This window comes from Streptomyces sp. NPDC093221 (assembly GCF_044753885.1).
GTDB lineage: Bacteria > Actinomycetota > Actinomycetes > Streptomycetales > Streptomycetaceae > Actinacidiphila.
The window spans coordinates 113,666-132,074 of the sequence record NZ_JBIVOA010000002.1 but is presented as its reverse complement, the minus strand read 5'-3'; the positions used below and the strand labels follow the sequence as shown (position 1 = coordinate 132,074).

The 18,409-nt window shown below is 72.1% G+C and carries 12 protein-coding genes; 10 read left to right on the top strand and 2 right to left on the bottom strand.

Annotated features, from left to right (window positions below):
- Window positions 1-243: 243 nt before the first annotated feature.
- The 3 genes from ACIQCJ_RS06715 (at window position 244) to ACIQCJ_RS06705 (ending at window position 6,057) form a co-directional block, all read left to right on the top strand.
- Window positions 244-447, top strand: coding sequence for a hypothetical protein (locus ACIQCJ_RS06715; protein WP_188281861.1), 204 nt, complete (start codon window positions 244-246; stop codon window positions 445-447).
- 210 nt (window positions 448-657) lie between these two features.
- Complete coding sequence (locus ACIQCJ_RS06710) at window positions 658-4,533, top strand: AAA family ATPase (protein WP_402710901.1); 3,876 nt, start codon at window positions 658-660, stop codon at window positions 4,531-4,533.
- 108 nt (window positions 4,534-4,641) lie between these two features.
- Window positions 4,642-6,057, top strand: a complete 1,416-nt coding sequence (locus tag ACIQCJ_RS06705; RefSeq protein WP_355346347.1) for a sugar porter family MFS transporter — start codon at window positions 4,642-4,644, stop codon at window positions 6,055-6,057.
- 121 nt (window positions 6,058-6,178) lie between these two features.
- Here ACIQCJ_RS06705 and ACIQCJ_RS06700 read toward each other — a convergent pair whose 3' ends face one another.
- Entirely contained in the window at window positions 6,179-7,165 is a 987-nt protein-coding gene (locus ACIQCJ_RS06700) for an LLM class flavin-dependent oxidoreductase (RefSeq protein ID WP_188281234.1), read from the bottom strand.
- A gap of 327 nt (window positions 7,166-7,492) precedes the next feature.
- On the opposite strand from ACIQCJ_RS06700, the gene ftsY reads away from it, so the two are divergent.
- Window positions 7,493-8,701, top strand: coding sequence for a signal recognition particle-docking protein FtsY (ftsY, locus tag ACIQCJ_RS06695; protein WP_391050355.1), 1,209 nt, complete (start codon window positions 7,493-7,495; stop codon window positions 8,699-8,701).
- Window positions 8,702-8,848: 147 nt separating this feature from the next.
- Here ftsY and ACIQCJ_RS06690 read toward each other — a convergent pair whose 3' ends face one another.
- A complete protein-coding gene (locus tag ACIQCJ_RS06690; RefSeq protein WP_402710900.1) occupies window positions 8,849-9,547 on the bottom strand; it encodes a bifunctional DNA primase/polymerase in 699 nt (232 codons plus the stop codon).
- A 311-nt stretch (window positions 9,548-9,858) separates the two neighbouring features.
- Between ACIQCJ_RS06690 and ACIQCJ_RS06685 the strand changes: the two genes are divergently transcribed.
- From ACIQCJ_RS06685 to ACIQCJ_RS06660, 6 genes are all read left to right on the top strand, one after another.
- Window positions 9,859-11,343 (top strand): hypothetical protein, encoded by a 1,485-nt coding sequence (locus ACIQCJ_RS06685; protein WP_355346356.1) that lies wholly within the window; start codon window positions 9,859-9,861, stop codon window positions 11,341-11,343.
- A gap of 373 nt (window positions 11,344-11,716) precedes the next feature.
- Entirely contained in the window at window positions 11,717-13,054 is a 1,338-nt protein-coding gene (locus tag ACIQCJ_RS06680) for an ammonium transporter (RefSeq protein ID WP_391050352.1), read from the top strand.
- Window positions 13,051-13,389 (top strand): P-II family nitrogen regulator, encoded by a 339-nt coding sequence (locus tag ACIQCJ_RS06675; RefSeq protein WP_355346362.1) that lies wholly within the window; start codon window positions 13,051-13,053, stop codon window positions 13,387-13,389. Before ACIQCJ_RS06680 ends, ACIQCJ_RS06675 begins: the two co-directional genes overlap by 4 nt.
- A 247-nt stretch (window positions 13,390-13,636) precedes the next feature.
- Entirely contained in the window at window positions 13,637-16,072 is a 2,436-nt protein-coding gene (locus ACIQCJ_RS06670) for a [protein-PII] uridylyltransferase (RefSeq protein ID WP_391161456.1), read from the top strand.
- A 132-nt stretch (window positions 16,073-16,204) separates the two neighbouring features.
- Window positions 16,205-17,764, top strand: coding sequence for a signal recognition particle protein (gene ffh, locus ACIQCJ_RS06665; RefSeq protein WP_391050350.1), 1,560 nt, complete (start codon window positions 16,205-16,207; stop codon window positions 17,762-17,764).
- A 72-nt stretch (window positions 17,765-17,836) separates the two neighbouring features.
- A complete protein-coding gene (locus ACIQCJ_RS06660; RefSeq protein WP_391161455.1) occupies window positions 17,837-18,361 on the top strand; it encodes a GNAT family N-acetyltransferase in 525 nt (174 codons plus the stop codon).
- Window positions 18,362-18,409: the final 48 nt, after the last annotated feature.

Below are 18,409 nucleotides of genomic sequence, written 5' to 3'. Positions count from 1 at the left end.
GATCCCTATGCCACGCGGGCAGCCCGCGGCGCCGTCAGCGCCGTGTTTTCTGAGGCGGACCCGACGACTGGGCTGTGATCGTGTTGACCGTCCCGTTATTTGGTGAGACTCTGGAAGCCCCGCGCATCGTGGCTCCAGGATTGTTCAGCGGCGGTCACGGCACTCACCCTGCGCGGGCGAGCAACCCTCACCCACGACCCAAACCGCATTCGGTCGGTCACTCAGCGTGGAGGACCATCCATCATGGCAAAGGCGCTTCTCGGTTACGTCGGCGGTCCCGACCCGCGACTTCTCGCCGAGATGCGAAGGCTCCAGCAGCGCGTTCAGGATCTGGAATCCGAGCTTGTCCGGATGCAGGCCGAGAACGACGCTCTGACTGTCGCATCGCACGAAGAGTCGCTGCTCAGCAGCATCGACGTATCTCGCGCGGAGCCCGTGCTCGCCTGAACCGGTCCCCGGCCCGGACAGGTGTCCCCGGACACCGCCTGAGAATTTGCAGAATCCGCGAGGGACGCTTCGGCGTCCCTTTCGTCATTCCGCGCGCTGTCCCCTCGCCCTGCTCCCCACCCGCTCCCCGCCTGGACGTCGCTTCTTAACGCATGATGTGCCCTGCGCCTTCCTCGGTGAAACCGAGGACGGCTAGTAGAGTCGACCGGCGTGCATCTCAAGAGCCTCACGCTGCGCGGTTTCAAGTCGTTCGCCTCGGCGACGACCCTGCGCTTCGAACCCGGAATCACCTGCGTCGTCGGCCCCAACGGGTCCGGCAAGTCCAATGTGGTCGACGCGCTGTCCTGGGTCATGGGCGAGCAGGGGGCCAAGTCGCTGCGCGGCGGCAAGATGGAGGACGTCATCTTCGCCGGCACCACGGGCCGCCCCCCGCTGGGCCGCGCCGAGGTGTCCCTGACCATCGACAACAGCGACGGCGTCCTGCCGATCGAGTACGCCGAGGTCACCATCACGCGGATCATGTTCCGCAACGGCGGCAGCGAGTACCAGCTCAACGGCGACACCTGCCGCCTGCTGGACATCCAGGAACTTCTCTCCGACTCCGGTATCGGCCGCGAGATGCACGTCATCGTCGGCCAGGGCCAGCTCGACTCCGTACTGCACGCCGACCCGATGGGCCGCCGCGCCTTCATCGAGGAGGCCGCGGGTGTGCTCAAGCACCGCAAGCGCAAGGAGAAGGCGCTGCGGAAACTGGACGCGATGCAGGCCAATCTCGCCCGTGTGACGGACCTCACCGGTGAGCTGCGCCGCCAGCTCAAACCGCTCGGCCGCCAGGCCCAGGTCGCCCGCCGCGCCGCCGTCATCCAGGCCGACCTGCGCGACGCCCGGCTGCGGCTGCTCGCCGACGACCTGGTCACGCTGCGGGAGGCGCTGAGCGCCGAGGTCGCCGACGAGGCCGCGCTCAAGGAGCGCCGCGACGCCGTCGAGACGGAACTGGCCGCCGCCGTCCAGCGCGAGGCCCGCCTGGAGGAGCAGGTACGCGCCCTGTCGCCGCGGCTGACCGACGCGCAGGCCACCTGGTACGCGCTGTCCCAGCTCGCCGAACGCGTACGCGGCACGATCGGCCTCGCCGAGCAGCGGCACCGGCACGCCACGTCCCAGCCCGCCGAGGAGCGGCGCGGCCGGGACCCGGAGGACATGGAACGCGAGGCCGCCCGCATCCGCGAGCAGGAGGCCGAGCTGTCCGAGGCGCTGGACGCGGCCCAGCGCGCCCTGGACGACACCGTCGACCACCGCGCCGAGCTGGAGCGCCGGCTCGCCGAGGAGGAGGCCCGGCTCAGGACCGCCGCCCGCGCCATCGCCGACCGCCGTGAGGGCCTGGCCCGGCTGCACGCCCAGGTCAACGCCGCCCGCTCCAAGGCCGCCTCCGCCGAGGCCGAGATCGGCCGCCTGGCCGCCGCCCGCGACGAGGCCCGCGACCGGGCGGAGTCCGCGCAGGGCGAGTACGAGGAACTGCGCGCGCAGGTCGACGGCCTGGACGCCGACGACTCGGAGCTGGAGGAGCGGTTCCAGGCCGCGCGCCGCGAACAGGCCGCGGCGGAGGAGGCGTTCAGCGCCGCGCGCGAGGCCGCCACCGCGGCGGAGCGCCGCCGCGCCGCCGTCGCCGCCCGCCGGGACGCGCTCGCGCCGTCGCTCCGCCGCAAGGACGGCACCGGCGCGCTGCTCAGCGCGGGCGAGGGGCGCGACGCCCTGCCCGGCATCCTGGGCTCGGCCGCCGCGCTGCTCCGCGTCACCCCCGGCTACGAGATCCCGCTCGCCGCCGCGCTCGGTGCCGCCGCCGACGCCGTCGCGGTCACCGGCCCCTCCGCCGCCGCGGACGCGCTGCGCCTGCTCCGCAAAGAGGACGCGGGCCGCGCGGCCCTCCTCCTCGCGGCCCCGGCCGCCGAGCCCGTCGTCGCCCGCGACCACCGCCCGCCGACGGAGGCCGCCCGCGACGCGGCCGACGGGGACGGTCAGGGCCTCGCGAGCGGGGGCGTTTCCGGGGGCGGCGCGGGGCCCGGCGGGTCGGGCCCGGGCCCGGCAGACGCGGGCGTTTCCGGCGACCCGGGGCCGGACGCGGCCGAAGCGGGCGGGCGGCGTGCCGCGCTGCCGGGGCAGGCGGGCGGCGGCTCCGCCGTGGCCGGTGACGGGGGTCGCCTTCCGGCGGCGACGGCGGGCGCCGGTGTGCCGGGTCCGAGGCCGGAGGCCGCAGGGCTGCCCGGGCAGGCGCGGTGGGCCGTGGAACTGGTCGCCGCGGACGGGGAACTGCTGCCCGCGGTGCGGCGGCTGCTGGACGGGATCGTCGTCGTGGAGTCGCTGGAGGAGGCCGAGGCACTGGTCGGACGGCGTCCCGAGCTGACCGCGGTGACCGCGGAGGGCGATGTGCTGTCCGCGCATCTCGCGCAGGGCGGCTCGGCGAAGGCGCCCAGCCTGCTGGAAGTGCAGGCGCAGGTGGACGAGGCGACGGCCGAACTGGAACAGCTCGACGCGCGCTGTGCGGCGCTGGCGGCCGAGCAGCAGGACGCCAAGGAGCGCCGGGCGGTGGCGACGCGCGAGGTCGAGGCGCTGACCCAGCTGCGCCGCGCGGCGGAGAAGGAGAAGTCCTCGGTCGCGCAGCAGCTGGGCCGGTTCGGCGGCCAGGCCAGGGCGGCGGCGGGGGAGGCGGACCGGGCCGCCGCGGCCGTGGGCCGCTCCGAGGAGGCGCTGGCGGCGGCCCGCGAGGAGTTCGAGGAGCTGTCGTACCGGCTGAGCGAGGCCGAGGAGGAGCCCGGCGAGGAGGAGCCGGACACCTCCGTACGGGACCGGCTGTCCGCCGACGGCGCGAACGCCCGGCAGACCGAGATGGAGGCGCGGCTCCAGGTCCGTACGCACGAGGAGCGGGTCAAGGGACTGGCGGGCCGGGCCGACGGCCTGGACCGGGCGGCGCGCGCCGAGCGCGAGACCCGGGCCCGCGCCCAGCAGCGCAGGGCCCGGCTCGCCTACGAGGCGTCCGTCGCGGCAGCCGTGGTGGAGGGCGCCCGCGCGCTGCTGGACTGCGTCCAGATCTCGCTGGGCCGCGCCGAGGAGGAGCGGGCCGCCGCCGAGCACGCGAGGGCGGAGCGCGAGGCGGAGCTGGGCCAGGAGCGGCGGCGCGGCCGGGACCTGAAGAGCGAGCTGGACCGGCTGACCGGCGACGTCCACAAGGGCGAGGTGCTGGGCGCGGAGAAGCGCATGCGGATCGAGCAGCTGGAGGCCAAGGCGCTGGAGGAGCACGGCATGGAGCCCGCGGGGCTCGTCGCGGAGTACGGCCCCGACCAGCTCGTGCCGCCGTCGCCGCCCGCCGAGGGCGAGATCCTGCCCGAGGACCCGGAGGACCCGCGCAACCAGCCGCGCCCGTACCACCGCCCCGAGCAGGAGAAGCGGCTGAAGGCGGCGGAGAAGGCGTACGCCCAGCTCGGCAAGGTCAACCCGCTCGCGCTTGAGGAGTTCGCGGCGCTGGAGGAGCGGCACAAATTCCTCACCGAGCAGCTGGAGGACCTGCGCAGGACGCGGGCCGACCTGCTCCAGGTGATCAAGGACGTGGACGAGCGGGTGGAGCAGGTCTTCACCGCCGCCTTCCATGACACCGCCCGCGAGTTCGAGGGCGTCTTCTCGCGGCTTTTCCCAGGTGGGGAGGGTCGGCTGCTGCTCACCGACCCGGACAACATGCTGACCACAGGTGTGGAGGTTGAGGCGCGTCCGCCCGGGAAGAAGGTCAAGCGGTTGTCGCTCCTGTCGGGCGGTGAGCGCTCGCTGACCGCGGTGGCGATGCTGGTGTCGATCTTCAAGGCACGGCCGAGTCCGTTCTATGTGATGGACGAGGTCGAGGCCGCGCTGGACGACACCAATCTCCAGCGGCTCATCCGGATCATGGAGGAGCTTCAGGAGAGCTCGCAGCTCATCGTGATCACGCACCAGAAGCGGACGATGGAGGTCGCCGATGCCCTGTACGGCGTATCGATGCAGGGCGACGGTGTCTCCAAGGTGATCAGCCAACGGCTGCGGAACGGCAAGCAGCCGGCCGCGTAGGGCTCCGGGTCAGGCCCGGTTCCCGAGTGGTGGTGACCGACGCGTCGGCTGACACTCGAAGATCCAGACCCTCATGTGAGGGCTCACCGCCGAGCCCGAGGAGCCATCTTGACCAGCACCGCACGAGCCTCCGCCTCGGCAGATCACAACCCGCTGCCGGAGCACATCGGCCACATCATCTTCATCACGGCCGCCGCCGCCATGGGCGGCTTTCTCTTCGGCTACGACAGCTCCGTCATCAACGGCGCCGTCGAGGCCATCCGTGACAAGTACAACATCGGCTCCGGCACGCTCGCCCAGGTCATCGCCATCGCCCTGATCGGCTGTGCCATCGGCGCCGCGACCGCGGGCCGGATCGCCGACCGGATCGGCCGTATCCGCTGCATGCAGATCGCCGCGGTGATGTTCACCGTCAGCGCCGTCGGCTCGGCACTGCCCTTCGCGCTGTGGGACCTGGCCCTGTGGCGGATCATCGGCGGCTTCGCGATCGGCATGGCCTCGGTCATCGGCCCGGCCTACATCGCCGAGGTCTCGCCGCCCGCCTACCGCGGCAGGCTCGCCTCGTTCCAGCAGGCCGCCATCGTGCTCGGCATCGCGGTCTCACAGCTCGTCAACTACGCCATCCTCAAGGGCGCCCACGGCGACCAGCGCGGCCACATCGTCGGCCTGGAGGCGTGGCAGGTCATGCTCGGTGTGATGGTCATCCCCGCGGTGGTCTACGGGCTGCTGTCGTTCGCGATCCCCGAATCGCCGCGCTTCCTGATCTCCGTGGGGCGCGAGCAGGACGCCAAGGCCGTACTCGCCGATGTCGAGGGCTCGGACACCGACCTGGACGCCCGTGTCGCCGAGATCGAGACCGCCATGCGGCGCGAGCACAAGTCGACCTTCAAGGACCTGCTCGGCTCCCGCGGCGGTTTCCTGCCGATCGTCTGGATCGGTATCGGCCTGTCGGTCTTCCAGCAGCTCGTCGGCATCAACGTGGCCTTCTACTACTCGTCCACGCTCTGGCAGTCGGTCGGCATCAACCCCAGCAGCTCGTTCTTCTACTCCTTCACCACGTCGATCGTGAACATCATCGGCACGGTGATCGCGATGATCTTCGTGGACCGGATCGGCCGCAAGCCGCTGGCGCTGATCGGCTCCACCGGCATGGCCGTCGCGCTCGCCCTGGAGGCGTGGGCCTTCTCGTCCAAGTCCGGTGCCACCCTGCCGAACACCGAGGGCACGGTCGCCCTGATCGCCGCCCACTGCTTCGTGCTCTTCTTCGCCCTGTCGTGGGGCGTCATCGTCTGGGTCTTCCTCGGCGAGATGTTCCCCAACAAGATCCGGGCCGCGGCGCTCGGCGTCGCCGCCTCCGCGCAGTGGATCGCCAACTGGGCCATCACCGCGAGCTTCCCGAGCCTGGCGGACTGGAATCTGTCGGGCACGTACGTCATCTACGCGTGCTTCGCGACGCTCTCCATCCCGTTCGTGCTGGTGTTCGTGAAGGAGACGAAGGGCAAGACGCTGGAGGAGATGGGATAGCCGGGCGCCAAGCTCGCCGGGTGCCGGGTGCCGGGTGCCGGGTGCCGGGTGCCGGGTGCCGAGTGCCGAGTGCCGAGTGCCGAGTGCCGAGTGCCGGGTGCCGGGCCGCGGTCCCCGGAGGCTACGCGGCGAGCTTGGGGAGCACCTGCTCCGCGAGCAGCCGCAGGCTCCGCCAGCCCTCGTCGACGGGCATGCCCCCGCACAGCGGGTGCAGCACCAGGCTCGCCTGGTCACCGCCCGCCTCGGCGAGGGCGACGCACTGCGCCGGTGTGACGATCCGGTAGACGCCCTCCGCGCGCAGCTCCGCCACTCCCGACGCGGCCGAGCGGACCGCCGAGTGGATGTCGCCCGACTGCCAGGACGCGTAGGTACGCGCCTCGTGCAGCAGGTGCCCGCCGTACTCGGCCCAGGCCCGGTCCGGGTCCTCCGCGATGTGCAGCAGCGGCACGTCGGCAGGGGGCATCAGGCACCAGCCCTCCGTGCCGTACGCGGCCAGCCGCTCCTCGTAGTACGCCGCCAGCTCCGGCAGGTGCGCGCTGGGGAAGAACGGCAGGCCGAGCCGGGCCGCCCTGCGGGCCGCGGCCCGTGAGCTGCCGCCGATCAGCAGCGGCGGATGCGGCCGGGAGTACGGACGGGGCGTGACGCGTACGGTCCGGCCGCGGTAGTCGAAGGGCTCGCCGGTCCAGGCCGCGATCAGCGTATCGAGCACCTCGTCCTGGAGGGCGCCGCGCCGGTGCCAGTCCTGGCCGAAGGCCGCGTACTCCTCCGGGCGGTAGCCGATCCCGGCCACCGTGACCAGCCGCCCGCCGCTGACCAGGTCCAGTACGGCCAGGTCCTCCGCCAGCCGCAGCGGGTCGTGCAGCGGCCCGATCAGCGCGGACACCGTCACCGAGATCCGGCTGGTGGCGCCGAGCACCGCTCCCGCGAAGGCCAGCGGCGCCGAGAGCCAGTTGTTCTCCGCGCCGTGGTGCTCCTCGGTCTGCACGGTGGTGACACCGTGCTCGTCGGCGTACCTGGCCATCTCCAGGGCCGCCCGGTACCGTGCGCCGAGTGCCTTCGGCTCGGCCCCCGGATCGATCAGATTCATGCGCACGACGGTCACGGTCATGGCGGACGGCCCCCTTCGCCGGATGCGGGCGACCGGAGATTAGCTGACGCAGCGTCAGATTCACAGGGCCGCGACGGTCCGGGGACGGCTGGGGCGGGCCGGGAAGGCCGCGGTCCGCCGCTCGCGCGGCGCTCGCTCGCCGCTCGCTCGGCGCCCGCGCGCCGCCCGCGCGGCGCGGATACGGGCGCGGGTCCTGGGCGGGCGAGGGGTTTCCCGTACGGTTGACGTGCGCGTGTGCCTGACCGAGCCGTGACGCCTCGGTGGTCCCGAGCGTCGGTGGGCTAGCATGCACACGCCCTGACCTGGTGAAAGGCTCCGAAAGAAACCATGGAAATCGTCGTCCTTGCCGTAGTCATCGCCCTGGTCGTGATCCTCGGCGCCGGTGGACTGGTCGTCGGCAGCCGCCGCAAGAAGCGGCAGCTCCCGCCGACGCCGCCGAGCAGCCCGTCCGTCACCGCGCCTCCCGCGGAACCGCACGTCGGTGACGAGGCCGAGGCCCCGCGGGAGGAGCCCCGCAGGACCATCGAAGAGGTCGCCCTGCCCGGCGCGACCGCCGCGCCCGACGCCGTGGAGGAGGTGCAGGTCCCCCAGGCGCCGGTGCTCGAACAGCCGGAGCCCACGGCGGGACGCCTCGTCCGGCTGCGCTCACGCCTGTCGCGCTCGCAGAACTCGCTGGGCAAGGGCCTGCTCACGCTGCTCTCCCGCGAACGCCTCGACGAGGACACGTGGGAGGAGATCGAGGAGATCCTGCTCACCGCGGACGTCGGCGTCGCGCCCACCCAGGAACTGGTGGAGCGGCTGCGCACCCGCGTGCGGGTGCTCGGCACCCGGACCCCGGACGAGCTGCGCGGGCTGCTCCGTGAGGAGCTGATCACGCTCCTCGACCCGGAGCTGGACCGCACCCTGCACACCGAGAGCCACGAGACGTCCCCGGCCGTCCTGATGGTCGTCGGCGTCAACGGCACCGGCAAGACCACCACCACGGGCAAGCTCGCCCGCGTGCTGGTCGCCGACGGCCACAGCGTCGTGCTCGGCGCGGCCGACACCTTCCGCGCCGCCGCCGCCGACCAGCTCCAGACCTGGGGCGAGCGCGTCGGGGCGCGTACGGTACGCGGCCCCGAGGGCGGCGACCCCGCCTCCATCGCCTTCGACGCGGTCAAGGAAGGCATCGCCGAGGGCGCCGACGCGGTGCTCATCGACACCGCGGGCCGCCTGCACACCAAGACCGGCCTGATGGACGAACTGGGCAAGGTCAAGCGCGTCGTGGAGAAGCACGGCCCGGTCGACGAGGTGCTGCTCGTCCTCGACGCCACCACCGGCCAGAACGGCCTCGTCCAGGCCCGCGTCTTCGCCGAGGTCGTCGACATCACCGGCATCGTCCTCACCAAGCTCGACGGCACCGCCAAGGGCGGCATCGTCGTCGCCGTCCAGCGCGAGCTGGGCGTCCCGGTCAAGCTCATCGGCCTCGGCGAGGGCGCCGACGACCTTGCCCCGTTCGAGCCGGGCGCCTTCGTGGACGCGCTCATCGGGGACTAGGGCCCGTCGTACGGCTGCGGTAAGGGGCGCTCACCCAGGTGGGCGTCCCTTACTCGTACCTGGTTGTGTACGGCAGGCGGCAGGCGGCAGGCGGCAGGCGGCAGGCGGTGAGGAGCGAGCGCCGAGCGCCGAGCGGGACGGCAGGGCTCAGGCGAAGGCGCTGTCGCGGTGGCTGACGTACGCCAGAGTGCCGAGCAGGAGGCGGGCCTCGGGGGGCTGGGCGGCCGAGTCGAGGACCGGCTCGCGCAGCCAGCGGACCGGGCCGTGGCCGCCGAGGTCGGACGGGGGAGCCGTCACATGGTCGCCGGGGCCCAGGCAGCGCAGGTCGAGGCGCGCGTCGTCCCAGCCCATCCGGTAGAGCAGGTGCGGCAGCTCGGCGGCGGCGCCCGGCGCGACGAAGAACTGCGCGCGCCCCGTCGGCGTCAGCAGGACCGGACCGAGCCGCAGTCCCATCCGCTCCAGCCGTACCAGCGCCCGGCGCCCGGACGCCTCGGCCACGTCGAGCACGTCGAAGGTCCGCCCCGCGGGCAGCAGCACCGCGGCCCCCGGCACCTGTGACCAGGCATGGGCGGCCCGCTCAAGCGTGGTGCCCGCAGGGATCTCGTCGGCGAAGGGCAGCGGATGCGCGCCCGGCTCCTTGCAGTCGTCCGCGCCGCACGAGCACGAACCGCCGCCGCGCGTGGCCCGCGCACCGGGCACCACGGCCCAGCCGCACAACCCCGTGTACTCCGCGACAGTGGTGCACACGGCGGCGCGCGTTCGCCGGCGCGCGCCGGGCCGAACCCCGGACCGCCCTCCGGTCCGCTGCTGCCGGATCTCCCGCATGCTGCCGATCGTGAACACCATGACACCTCCAACGGATCGCCGCGCCCGATGGTTACGCACCCGCCTGACCTCGTCCGACCGGCATGTGTCAAGTGAATCGCCTGTCGCCATAGTCGAGTTCATTCGAAGGGGTGGCGAATGGTGGCGTTTCCGCAACAACGGTCGCGGACGGGTGATCGTAGGATTACTTTCGGTTCGTAGGCCGACGAGGGCCGTCCGCACGCCTGCTCGGTTGTGCCGCAGGCATGCCTACGGCGGTGCGTGCGGTGTCGACAGGACTCAACCAGCCCTGGTATCCAAAGGGTTGAGCTAGTTCGGATGGGGGCTTGACCGTGGGCGGCACACAAGAGAAGCAGCCCAACGCGCAGTTGACCTCCTGGTTCGTGCGCAGCGGCTGGTCCAAGGGCGAGCTGGCCCGTCAGGTGAACCGCAGGGCACGCCAGTTGGGCGCCCACCACGTCAGCACCGACACCTCACGCGTGCGCCGCTGGCTCGACGGCGAGCAGCCCCGCGAGCCCATCCCGCGCATCCTGTCCGAGCTGTTCTCCGAGCGCTTCGGCTGCGTGGTGCCCGTCGAGGACCTGGGGCTGCGCTCCGCGCACCAGCCCGCCGCGGGCGGCGACGTCGACCTGCCGTGGGCGGGCCCGCAGACCGTCCAGTTGATCAACGAGTTCTCCCGCAGCGACCTGATGCTCGGCCGCCGCGGCTTCCTCGGCGCCTCGCTCGCGCTGTCCGCGGGCCCCGCGCTCATCGAGCCCATGCAGCGCTGGCTGGTGCCCACCGGCTCCGCCGCGGGCGGCCCGCAGGGCCCATCGGGGGCCGACGGACCGCTGCTCACCGCGCCCCGCGACACCGCGGGACGCCCCTCAAGGCTGTCGGAACAGGAGTTGCAGCTCCTGGAGTCCACCACCGTGATGTTCCGCGAGTGGGACAATCAGTGCGGTGGCGGCCTGCGCCGCAAAGCCGTCGTCGGCCAGCTCCACGAGGTCACGGACCTGCTCCAGGAACCGCAGCCCGAGGCCGTGGCCCGCAGGCTGTACCGGATCACCGCCGACCTCGCCGCGCTCGCCGGATGGATGAGCTACGACGTCGGACTCCAGCCCACCGCCCAGAAGTACCTGGTCCTCGCGCTGCACGCGGCCAAGGAAGCGGGCGACCGGCCGCTCGGCGCCTTCATCCTGTCCTCGATGAGCCGTCAGATGATCCACCTGGACCGGCCGGACGACGCCCTGGAGCTCATCCACCTCGCGCAGTACGGCAGTCGGGATTCGGCCACCGCCACCACCCAGGCGATGCTGCACTCGCTGGAGGCCCGCGCGTACGCCAACATGGGCCAGGTCAACAAATGCCACCGCGCCGTCCGGATGGCCGAGGACACCTGGAGCGACTCCCGCCCGGCCGAGGACCCGTCCTGGATCAGCTTCTTCAACGAGGCCGAACTGAACGCGGAAAACGCGCACTCCTACCGCGACCTCGCCTACATCGCGGGCCGCAGCCCCACGTACGCCTCCCTCGCGCACCCCGTCATGGAGCGCGCCGTCGAGCTGTTCAGCGACGACCCGGTGCACCAACGCGCGTACGCGCTCAATCTGGTGGGCATGGCCACCGTGCACCTGCTCCAGCAGAACCCCGAGCAGGCCGCGCACTTCACCGAGCACGCCATCACCGTCGCCAAGCGGGTCCGCTCCGAGCGCGTCAACACCCGTATCCGCAAGACCACCCAGTCCGCGGTACGCGACTACGGCGATGTCGCCGAGGTCGTCGCGCTCTCCGACCGGCTCTCGGCGGAGCTCCCGGAAGTCGCCGCGTCCGCGTGAACGTCGCCGCGTCCGTACACGTCAACGCGTCCGCGTAAACGCCGCCGCGTCCGCTGTGGCCTGGCCCTCCGCGTAACGCGGCATTACTGTCACGCCTGTCCCGGCCGTCCCGTATACCGACGGGTATCCGACCGGCTTCCCCGACTCGTGGCCGGTCCGTATCCGCTTCGTATCCCATCCCACGTCACACGCGTATACAGCCTTCCGGTCACGTACGGCCGGTTCACCTTCACGTAACACGCGCGACTTCTTCGTCACGGCGCCGAAACACCGTGCGGCATCGTCGGAAACCCGCCTGAGCGAATCTCTTGGCGAAAACCGGCCCAACCCTTGCACCGCCCGCACGGGCCGTTCGGATGACGAGGAGACGCCGATGGCACCAGCCATCATCACGCTGGCCGCGGATGCGCCCAAGCTCGATACCGGAAGTACGGCGTTCATGCTGATCAGCGCCGCCCTAGTGATGGTGATGACCCCAGGTCTCGCCTTCTTCTACGGCGGCATGGTGCGCGTCAAGAGCGCCCTGAACATGTTGATGATGAGTTTTATCAGTCTGGGCATCATCACCATTCTCTGGACGCTGTACGGATTCAGTTTCGCCTTCGACAGCGGTAGCGGCTTCATGGGCGGCACCGACTGGCTGGGCATGCGCGGTATCGGTATCTCGGAGCTCTGGCCCGGATACGGCATCCCGGTCTATGTCTTCGCCGTCTTCCAGCTCATGTTCGCGATCATCACCCCGGCGCTGATCAGCGGCGCCCTCGCCGACCGCGTCAAGTTCACCGCATGGGCGCTGTTCATCACCCTGTGGGCCACGGTCGTCTACTTCCCGGTCGCGCACTGGGTGTGGGCCTCCGACGGCTGGCTGTTCAAGAAGGGTGTCATCGACTTCGCCGGTGGTACCGCGGTGCACATCAACGCCGGCGCCGCGGCCCTCGGAGTCATCCTCGTGATCGGCAAGCGCAACGGGTTCAAGAAGGACCCGATGCGCCCGCACAGCCTCCCGCTGGTCATGCTCGGCTGCGGCCTGCTGTGGTTCGGCTGGTTCGGCTTCAACGCGGGCTCCTGGCTCGGCTCCGACGGCGTCGCCGCCGTGGCCTTCACCAACACCCAGGTCGCCACCGCCGCCGCGATGCTCGGCTGGCTGATCTACGAGCGGATCAGGCACGGCTCCTTCACCACCCTGGGCGCCGCGTCCGGCGCGGTCTCCGGTCTGGTCGCCATCACCCCGGCCTGCGGCTCGGTCTCCCCGCTCGGCGCCATCGCCGTCGGTCTGATCGCCGGTGTCGCCTGCGCCGCGGCCGTCGGCCTGAAGTACCGCTTCAACTACGACGACTCGCTCGACGTCGTCGGCGTCCACATGGTCGGCGGCATCGTCGGCTCCCTGCTCATCGGCTTCTTCGCCACCGGCGGCGTCGGCCAGACCGCCAAGGGCGTCTTCTACGGGGGCGGCTGGCACCAGCTCGGCCTCCAGTTCATCGGCGTCGGCGCGGTCCTCGGCTACTCCCTGGTGTGCGCCGCGATCCTCGCCAAGCTCATCGATGTCACCATGGGCTTCCGGGTCACCGACGACGAAGAGGTCACCGGCGTCGACCAGGTCCTGCACGCCGAGACCGCGTACGACTTCGCGGGTGTCGGCGGCCGGTCCTCCGTCCCCGTGCCCGGTGCGAACAGCGAGGCGGACGCCTCCAGCAAGAAGGTGGACGCGTGAAGCTCATCACCGCCGTCGTGAAGCCCCACCGGCTCGACGAGATCAAGGAAGCACTCCAGGCGTTCGGCGTCCACGGCCTCACGGTCACCGAGGCCAGCGGCTACGGTCGGCAGCGTGGACACACCGAGGTCTACCGGGGCGCGGAGTACACCGTCGACCTGGTGCCGAAGATCCGCATAGAGGTACTGGCGGAGGACGCGGACGCCGAACAGCTCATCGAAGTGATCGTGAAAGCGGCCAGAACCGGCAAGATCGGTGACGGCAAGGTGTGGAGTCTGCCGGTCGACACGGCCGTCAGGGTCCGCACCGGCGAGCGCGGCCCCGACGCGCTCTAGGGCGTGTCCGTAAAGTCGCGTCGTCCGCCCGGAGGGCGGGGCTGGCGGTGTCTGGTGCGTGCGATCGCAAGGCGGAGGGTCGTCCTCATAGTGGGCCTATTCGGATGAGCCCGACAACGCAGCGAGCGTGCGTGCCAGGCGCCGCCAGCCAGGCGAGACTTTACGGATACGCCCTAGTGCCGTGACCGGCGGTGTTCGCCGGGAGGGGCACCAGGACCACACCATTGGCCCCCAGCGTGGAGAACGAGTGACCGACAGCGTCGAAGCGCAGGACAGCAGTTACGCGGCGGCCCGGCTGCGTCTCCTCAACGAGGAGGCGCGGTCCGGGCCGCCGCGCCGTGCGGCCCTGGCCGCCCTCACCGACCAGTGGCTCGCGCAGCTCGCCACCGAGGCCGCGGCGGCCACCGGCACCACGGGCTTCGCCCTGCTGGCCGTCGGCGGCTACGGGCGCGGCGAGCTGTCACCGCGCAGCGACCTCGACCTGGTGCTGCTGCACGACTCGCAGAAGACCGTCGCGGCCCTCGCGGACCGCATCTGGTACCCGGTCTGGGACCTCGGCCTGGCCCTGGACCACTCGGTACGCACCCCGGCGGAGGCCCGGCAGACCGCGGGGGAGGACCTCAAGGTCCAGCTCGGCCTGCTCGACGCCCGGCACATCGCGGGCGACTCCGCGCTCACCGCGGCCCTGCGCAGCAGCGTCCTGGCCGACTGGCGCAATCAGGCACCCAAGCGGCTGCCCGCGCTGCACGAGATGTGCCAGGAGCGCGCCGAACGCCAGGGCGAGCTGTCGTACCTGCTGGAACCCGACCTCAAGGAGGCCCGCGGCGGCCTGCGCGACGCCACCGCCCTGCGGGCCGTCGCCGCCTCCTGGCTCGCCGACGCGCCCCGCGAGGGCCTCGAAGAGGCCCGCACCACCCTGCTGGACGCCCGCGACGCCCTGCACCTGGCCACCGGCCGCGCCACCGACCGGCTCGCCCTCCAGGAGCAGGACCAGGTAGCCGACGCGCTCGGCCTGCTCGACGCCGACGCGCTGCTGCGCCAGGTCTACGAGGCCGCCCGGCGGATCGCGTACGCCTCCGACGTCACCTGGCGCGAGGTCGGCCGTGTCCTGCGCTCACGCCAGCAGCGGCCCCGCCGCCGCGGACTGCTCGGCCGCGGCCGTACGACCCCCGCCGCCGTCCACACCCCCGAGCGCGTACCGCTGGCCGACGGCGTCGTGGAGCAGGAGGGCGAGGCCGTGCTGGCGCTGGCCGCCAGACCCGACCGCGACCCCGTACTGGCGCTGCGCGCCGCGGCGGCCGCGGCCCAGGCCGGGCTGCCGCTGTCGCTGCACGCCGTCCGCAGGCTCGCCGCGTCGGCCAAGCCGCTGCCCGTGCCGTGGCCGGGGGAGGCCCGCGAACAGCTCGTGACGCTGCTGGGCGCCGGTGAGTCCACCGTCCAGGTCTGGGAGGCGCTGGAGGCCGAAGGGCTGATCACCCGGCTCCTGCCCGACTGGGAGCGGGTCCGCTGCCGCCCGCAGCGCAACGCCGTACACCGCTTCACCGTCGACCGGCACCTGGTCGAGACCGCTGTGCAGGCCGCCGAGCTGACCCGCCGCGTCGGCCGCCCCGACCTGCTGCTGACCGCCGCGCTGCTGCACGACATCGGCAAGGGCTGGCCCGGCGACCACAGCGAGGCGGGCGAGGTCATCGCCCGCGACGTCGCCACCCGGATCGGCTTCCACGAGGCCGACGTCGACACCCTCGCCCTGCTGGTCCGCCACCACCTGCTGCTCATCGACACCGCGACCCGCCGCGACCTCGACGACCCCGAGACCATCCGGTCGGTCGCCGAGACCGTACGGGACACCTCCACGCTGGAACTGCTCGCCGCCCTCACCGAGGCCGACGCGCTGGCCACCGGGCCCGCCGCCTGGAGCACCTGGCGGGCCTCGCTCCTGGCCGACCTGGTCGACCGGGTCGCCGGGGCGCTCGACAGCGGCGCGCTGCCGCAGGTCGCCGACCGCGAGCCCACCGCCGAGGAGGAACGCCTGGTCATCGAGGCCGCCCGCACCGGCGGCCCGGTGCTGGCGCTGCACGCCCACACCGAGCCCGAGGCCGAGGGCGACGCCCAGGACGAGGCGCTGGGCGTGGAACTCGTCCTCGCCGTCCCCGACCGGCCCGGCCTGGTCGCCCAGGCCGCGGGCGTCCTCGCCCTGCACCGGCTCACCGTCAGAGCCGCCGACCTGCGCGCCGTCGACCCCCTCGGCGAGGGCCCGATCGCGCTGCTGACCTGGCGGGTCTCCGCCGAGTACGGCGCGCTGCCCGAGGCCGCCAGGCTCCGCGCCGACCTCGCCCGCGCCGTCGAGGGCACCCTGGACATCGAGGCCAGGCTCGCCGAGCGGGAGGCCGCCTATCCGCGGCGGCGCGGCATCACCCCGCCGCCGCCCCGCGTCAGCGTCGCCCCCGGCGGCACCTCGCAGACCGCCACCGTCCTCGAAGTCCGCGCCCACGACGCCCCCGGCCTGCTGCACCGCATCGGCCTCGCCCTGACCGCCACCGCCGTCACCGTCCGCTCCGCGCGCATCTCCACCCTGGGCGCGAACGCGGTCGACGCCTTCTACGTCGTCGGCAAGGACGGCGAGCCGCTGCCGCCCGCCCGCGCGGCCGAGGTGGCCCGCCAGGTCGAGAAGGCGCTGCGGTGACGGGGCGGTCGCGGCGGCAATGAATCGCGGTCACGGCGGCGACAATGAATCCGGGGCGAACCGAACGGGGGTCGGCCAAGTACCCTTGAGGACGACCACCGCCCACCCCCGACGCGAGGATCCACGACCGACGTGTTCGATACCCTCTCCGACCGCCTTGCAGCAACCTTCAAAAACCTCCGGGGCAAAGGCCGTCTGTCCGAGGCGGATATCGATGCCACCGCGCGCGAGATCCGGATCGCGCTGCTCGAAGCCGACGTCGCCCTCCCCGCGGTGCGCTCCTTCATCGCGAACGTCAAGGAGCGCGCCCTGGGCGCGGAGGTCTCCAAGGCGCTCAATCCCGCGCAGCAGATCGTCAAGATCGTCAACGAGGAACTGGTCGGCATCCTCGGCGGCGAGACCCGCCGCCTGAGGTTCGCCAAGCAGCCGCCGACCGTGATCATGCTCGCGGGCCTCCAGGGCGCCGGTAAGACGACGCTCGCAGGAAAGCTCGGCAAGTGGCTCCAGGGCCAGGGACACACCCCGCTGCTGGTCGCCTGCGACCTCCAGCGCCCCAACGCCGTCAACCAGCTCAGCGTCGTCGCCGAGCGCGCGGGCGTCGCCGTCTACGCGCCCGAGCCGGGCAACGGGGTGGGCGACCCCGTCAAGGTCGCCGGGGACTCCATCGAGTTCGCGAAGACCCAGCAGTACGACATCGTCGTGATCGACACCGCGGGCCGCCTCGGTGTCGACGAGGAGCTGATGCGGCAGGCCGCGGACATCCGCGACGCCGTACGCCCCGACGAGATCCTCTTCGTCGTCGACGCGATGATCGGCCAGGACGCGGTCAACACCGCGGAGGCGTTCCGCGACGGCGTCGGCTTCGACGGCGTGGTGCTGTCCAAGCTGGACGGCGACGCCCGAGGCGGCGCCGCGCTGTCGATCGCGCACGTCACCGGCAAGCAGATCATGTTCGCGTCGAACGGCGAGAAGCTGGACGACTTCGACGCGTTCCACCCGGACCGGATGGCCTCCCGGATCCTGGGCATGGGCGACATGCTGTCGCTGATCGAGAAGGCCGAGCAGACCTTCAGCCAGGCCGAGGCCGAGAAGATGGCCGCCAAGCTGCAGAGCAGCAAGGGCGGCAAGGACTTCACGCTCGACGACTTCCTGGCCCAGATGGAGCAGGTCCGCAAGATGGGCTCCATCTCCAAGCTGCTCGGCATGCTGCCGGGCATGGGCCAGATCAAGGACCAGATCAACAATCTGGACGAGAAGGACGTCGACCGCACCGCCGCGATCATCAAGTCGATGACGCCCGGCGAGCGGCAGGACCCGCACATCATCAACGGCTCGCGCCGCGCCCGTATCGCCAAGGGCTCCGGCGTCGAGGTCAGCGCGGTCAAGGGCCTGGTGGAGCGGTTCTTCGAGGCGCGCAAGATGATGTCGCGGATGGCCCAGGGCGGCGGTATGCCCGGAATGCCGGGGATGCCCGGCATGGGCGGCGGTCCGGGGCGGCAGAAGAAGCAGCAGAAGCAGGCCAAGGGCAAGCGGCAGTCGGGCAACCCGATGAAGCGCAAGGCGGAGGCCGCGGCTGCCGCCGCCCGCCGCGAGCAGCAGGGCCAGGGGCAGGAGGGCGACAGCCCGTTCGGTCTGCCCCCGGGCGGCGAGAACTTCGAACTGCCCGACGAGTTCAAGAAGTTCATGGGCTGAGCCCGGTGACGGGACCCGGCGGCGTGCGCATCCCGCAGGCGCGCACGCCGTCCGGGAGGCGATGATGGGCGCATGCGCGTTTCCATTCGAGAGCCCAGGCCCGCAGACGCCGAAGCCCACCGCGCGGCCGTGCTGCGCTCGGCGGAACACCTCAGACCGTGGAATCCGGTGGACCCGGACGGCTTCCACGAGCTGCTGCGGCAGCAGGGCGGCGAGCTGCGGACCTTCCTCATCGTCAACGACGAGGACGGCGGCCTGGTCGGCAAGTGCAATGTCGCCAACATCGTGCGGGCCCGCTTCCGCAACGCCGCGCTGGGCTACGACAGTTACCTGCCGTACAACGGCACCGGCCGGATGAGCGAGGGGCTGCGGCTGGTGGTGGACCGCTGCTTCACCAGCTATCCGAACGGGCTCGGGCTGCACCGCCTGGAGATCAACGTCCAGCCGGACAACAGCCGTTCGGTCGCGATGGCCAAGCGGCTCGGTTTCCGCCACGAGGGCTTCTCGCCGCGCATGCTCTTCATCAACGACGCGTGGCGCGACCACGAGCGGTTCGCGCTCACCGCCGAGGAGTGGCCGGGCCTGCCGTCCGACTGACGACCGGCCGCCGTACGCGTACCCGTATCCGTATCCGTAGGGGTGCGG

Bases quoted from the DNA above. Each gene is read 5' to 3' on its own strand.
- ACIQCJ_RS06660 (WP_391161455.1), top strand. From the start codon at position 17,837: ATGCGCGTTTCCATTCGAGAGCCCAGGCCCGCAGACGCCGAAGCCCAC.
- ftsY (WP_391050355.1), top strand. From the start codon at position 7,493: ATGGAAATCGTCGTCCTTGCCGTAGTCATCGCCCTGGTCGTGATCCTC.
- ACIQCJ_RS06715 (WP_188281861.1), top strand. From the start codon at position 244: ATGGCAAAGGCGCTTCTCGGTTACGTCGGCGGTCCCGACCCGCGACTT.
- ACIQCJ_RS06690 (WP_402710900.1), bottom strand. From the start codon at position 9,547: ATGGTGTTCACGATCGGCAGCATGCGGGAGATCCGGCAGCAGCGGACC.
- ACIQCJ_RS06680 (WP_391050352.1), top strand. From the start codon at position 11,717: ATGGCACCAGCCATCATCACGCTGGCCGCGGATGCGCCCAAGCTCGAT.
- ACIQCJ_RS06700 (WP_188281234.1), bottom strand. From the start codon at position 7,165: ATGACCGTGACCGTCGTGCGCATGAATCTGATCGATCCGGGGGCCGAG.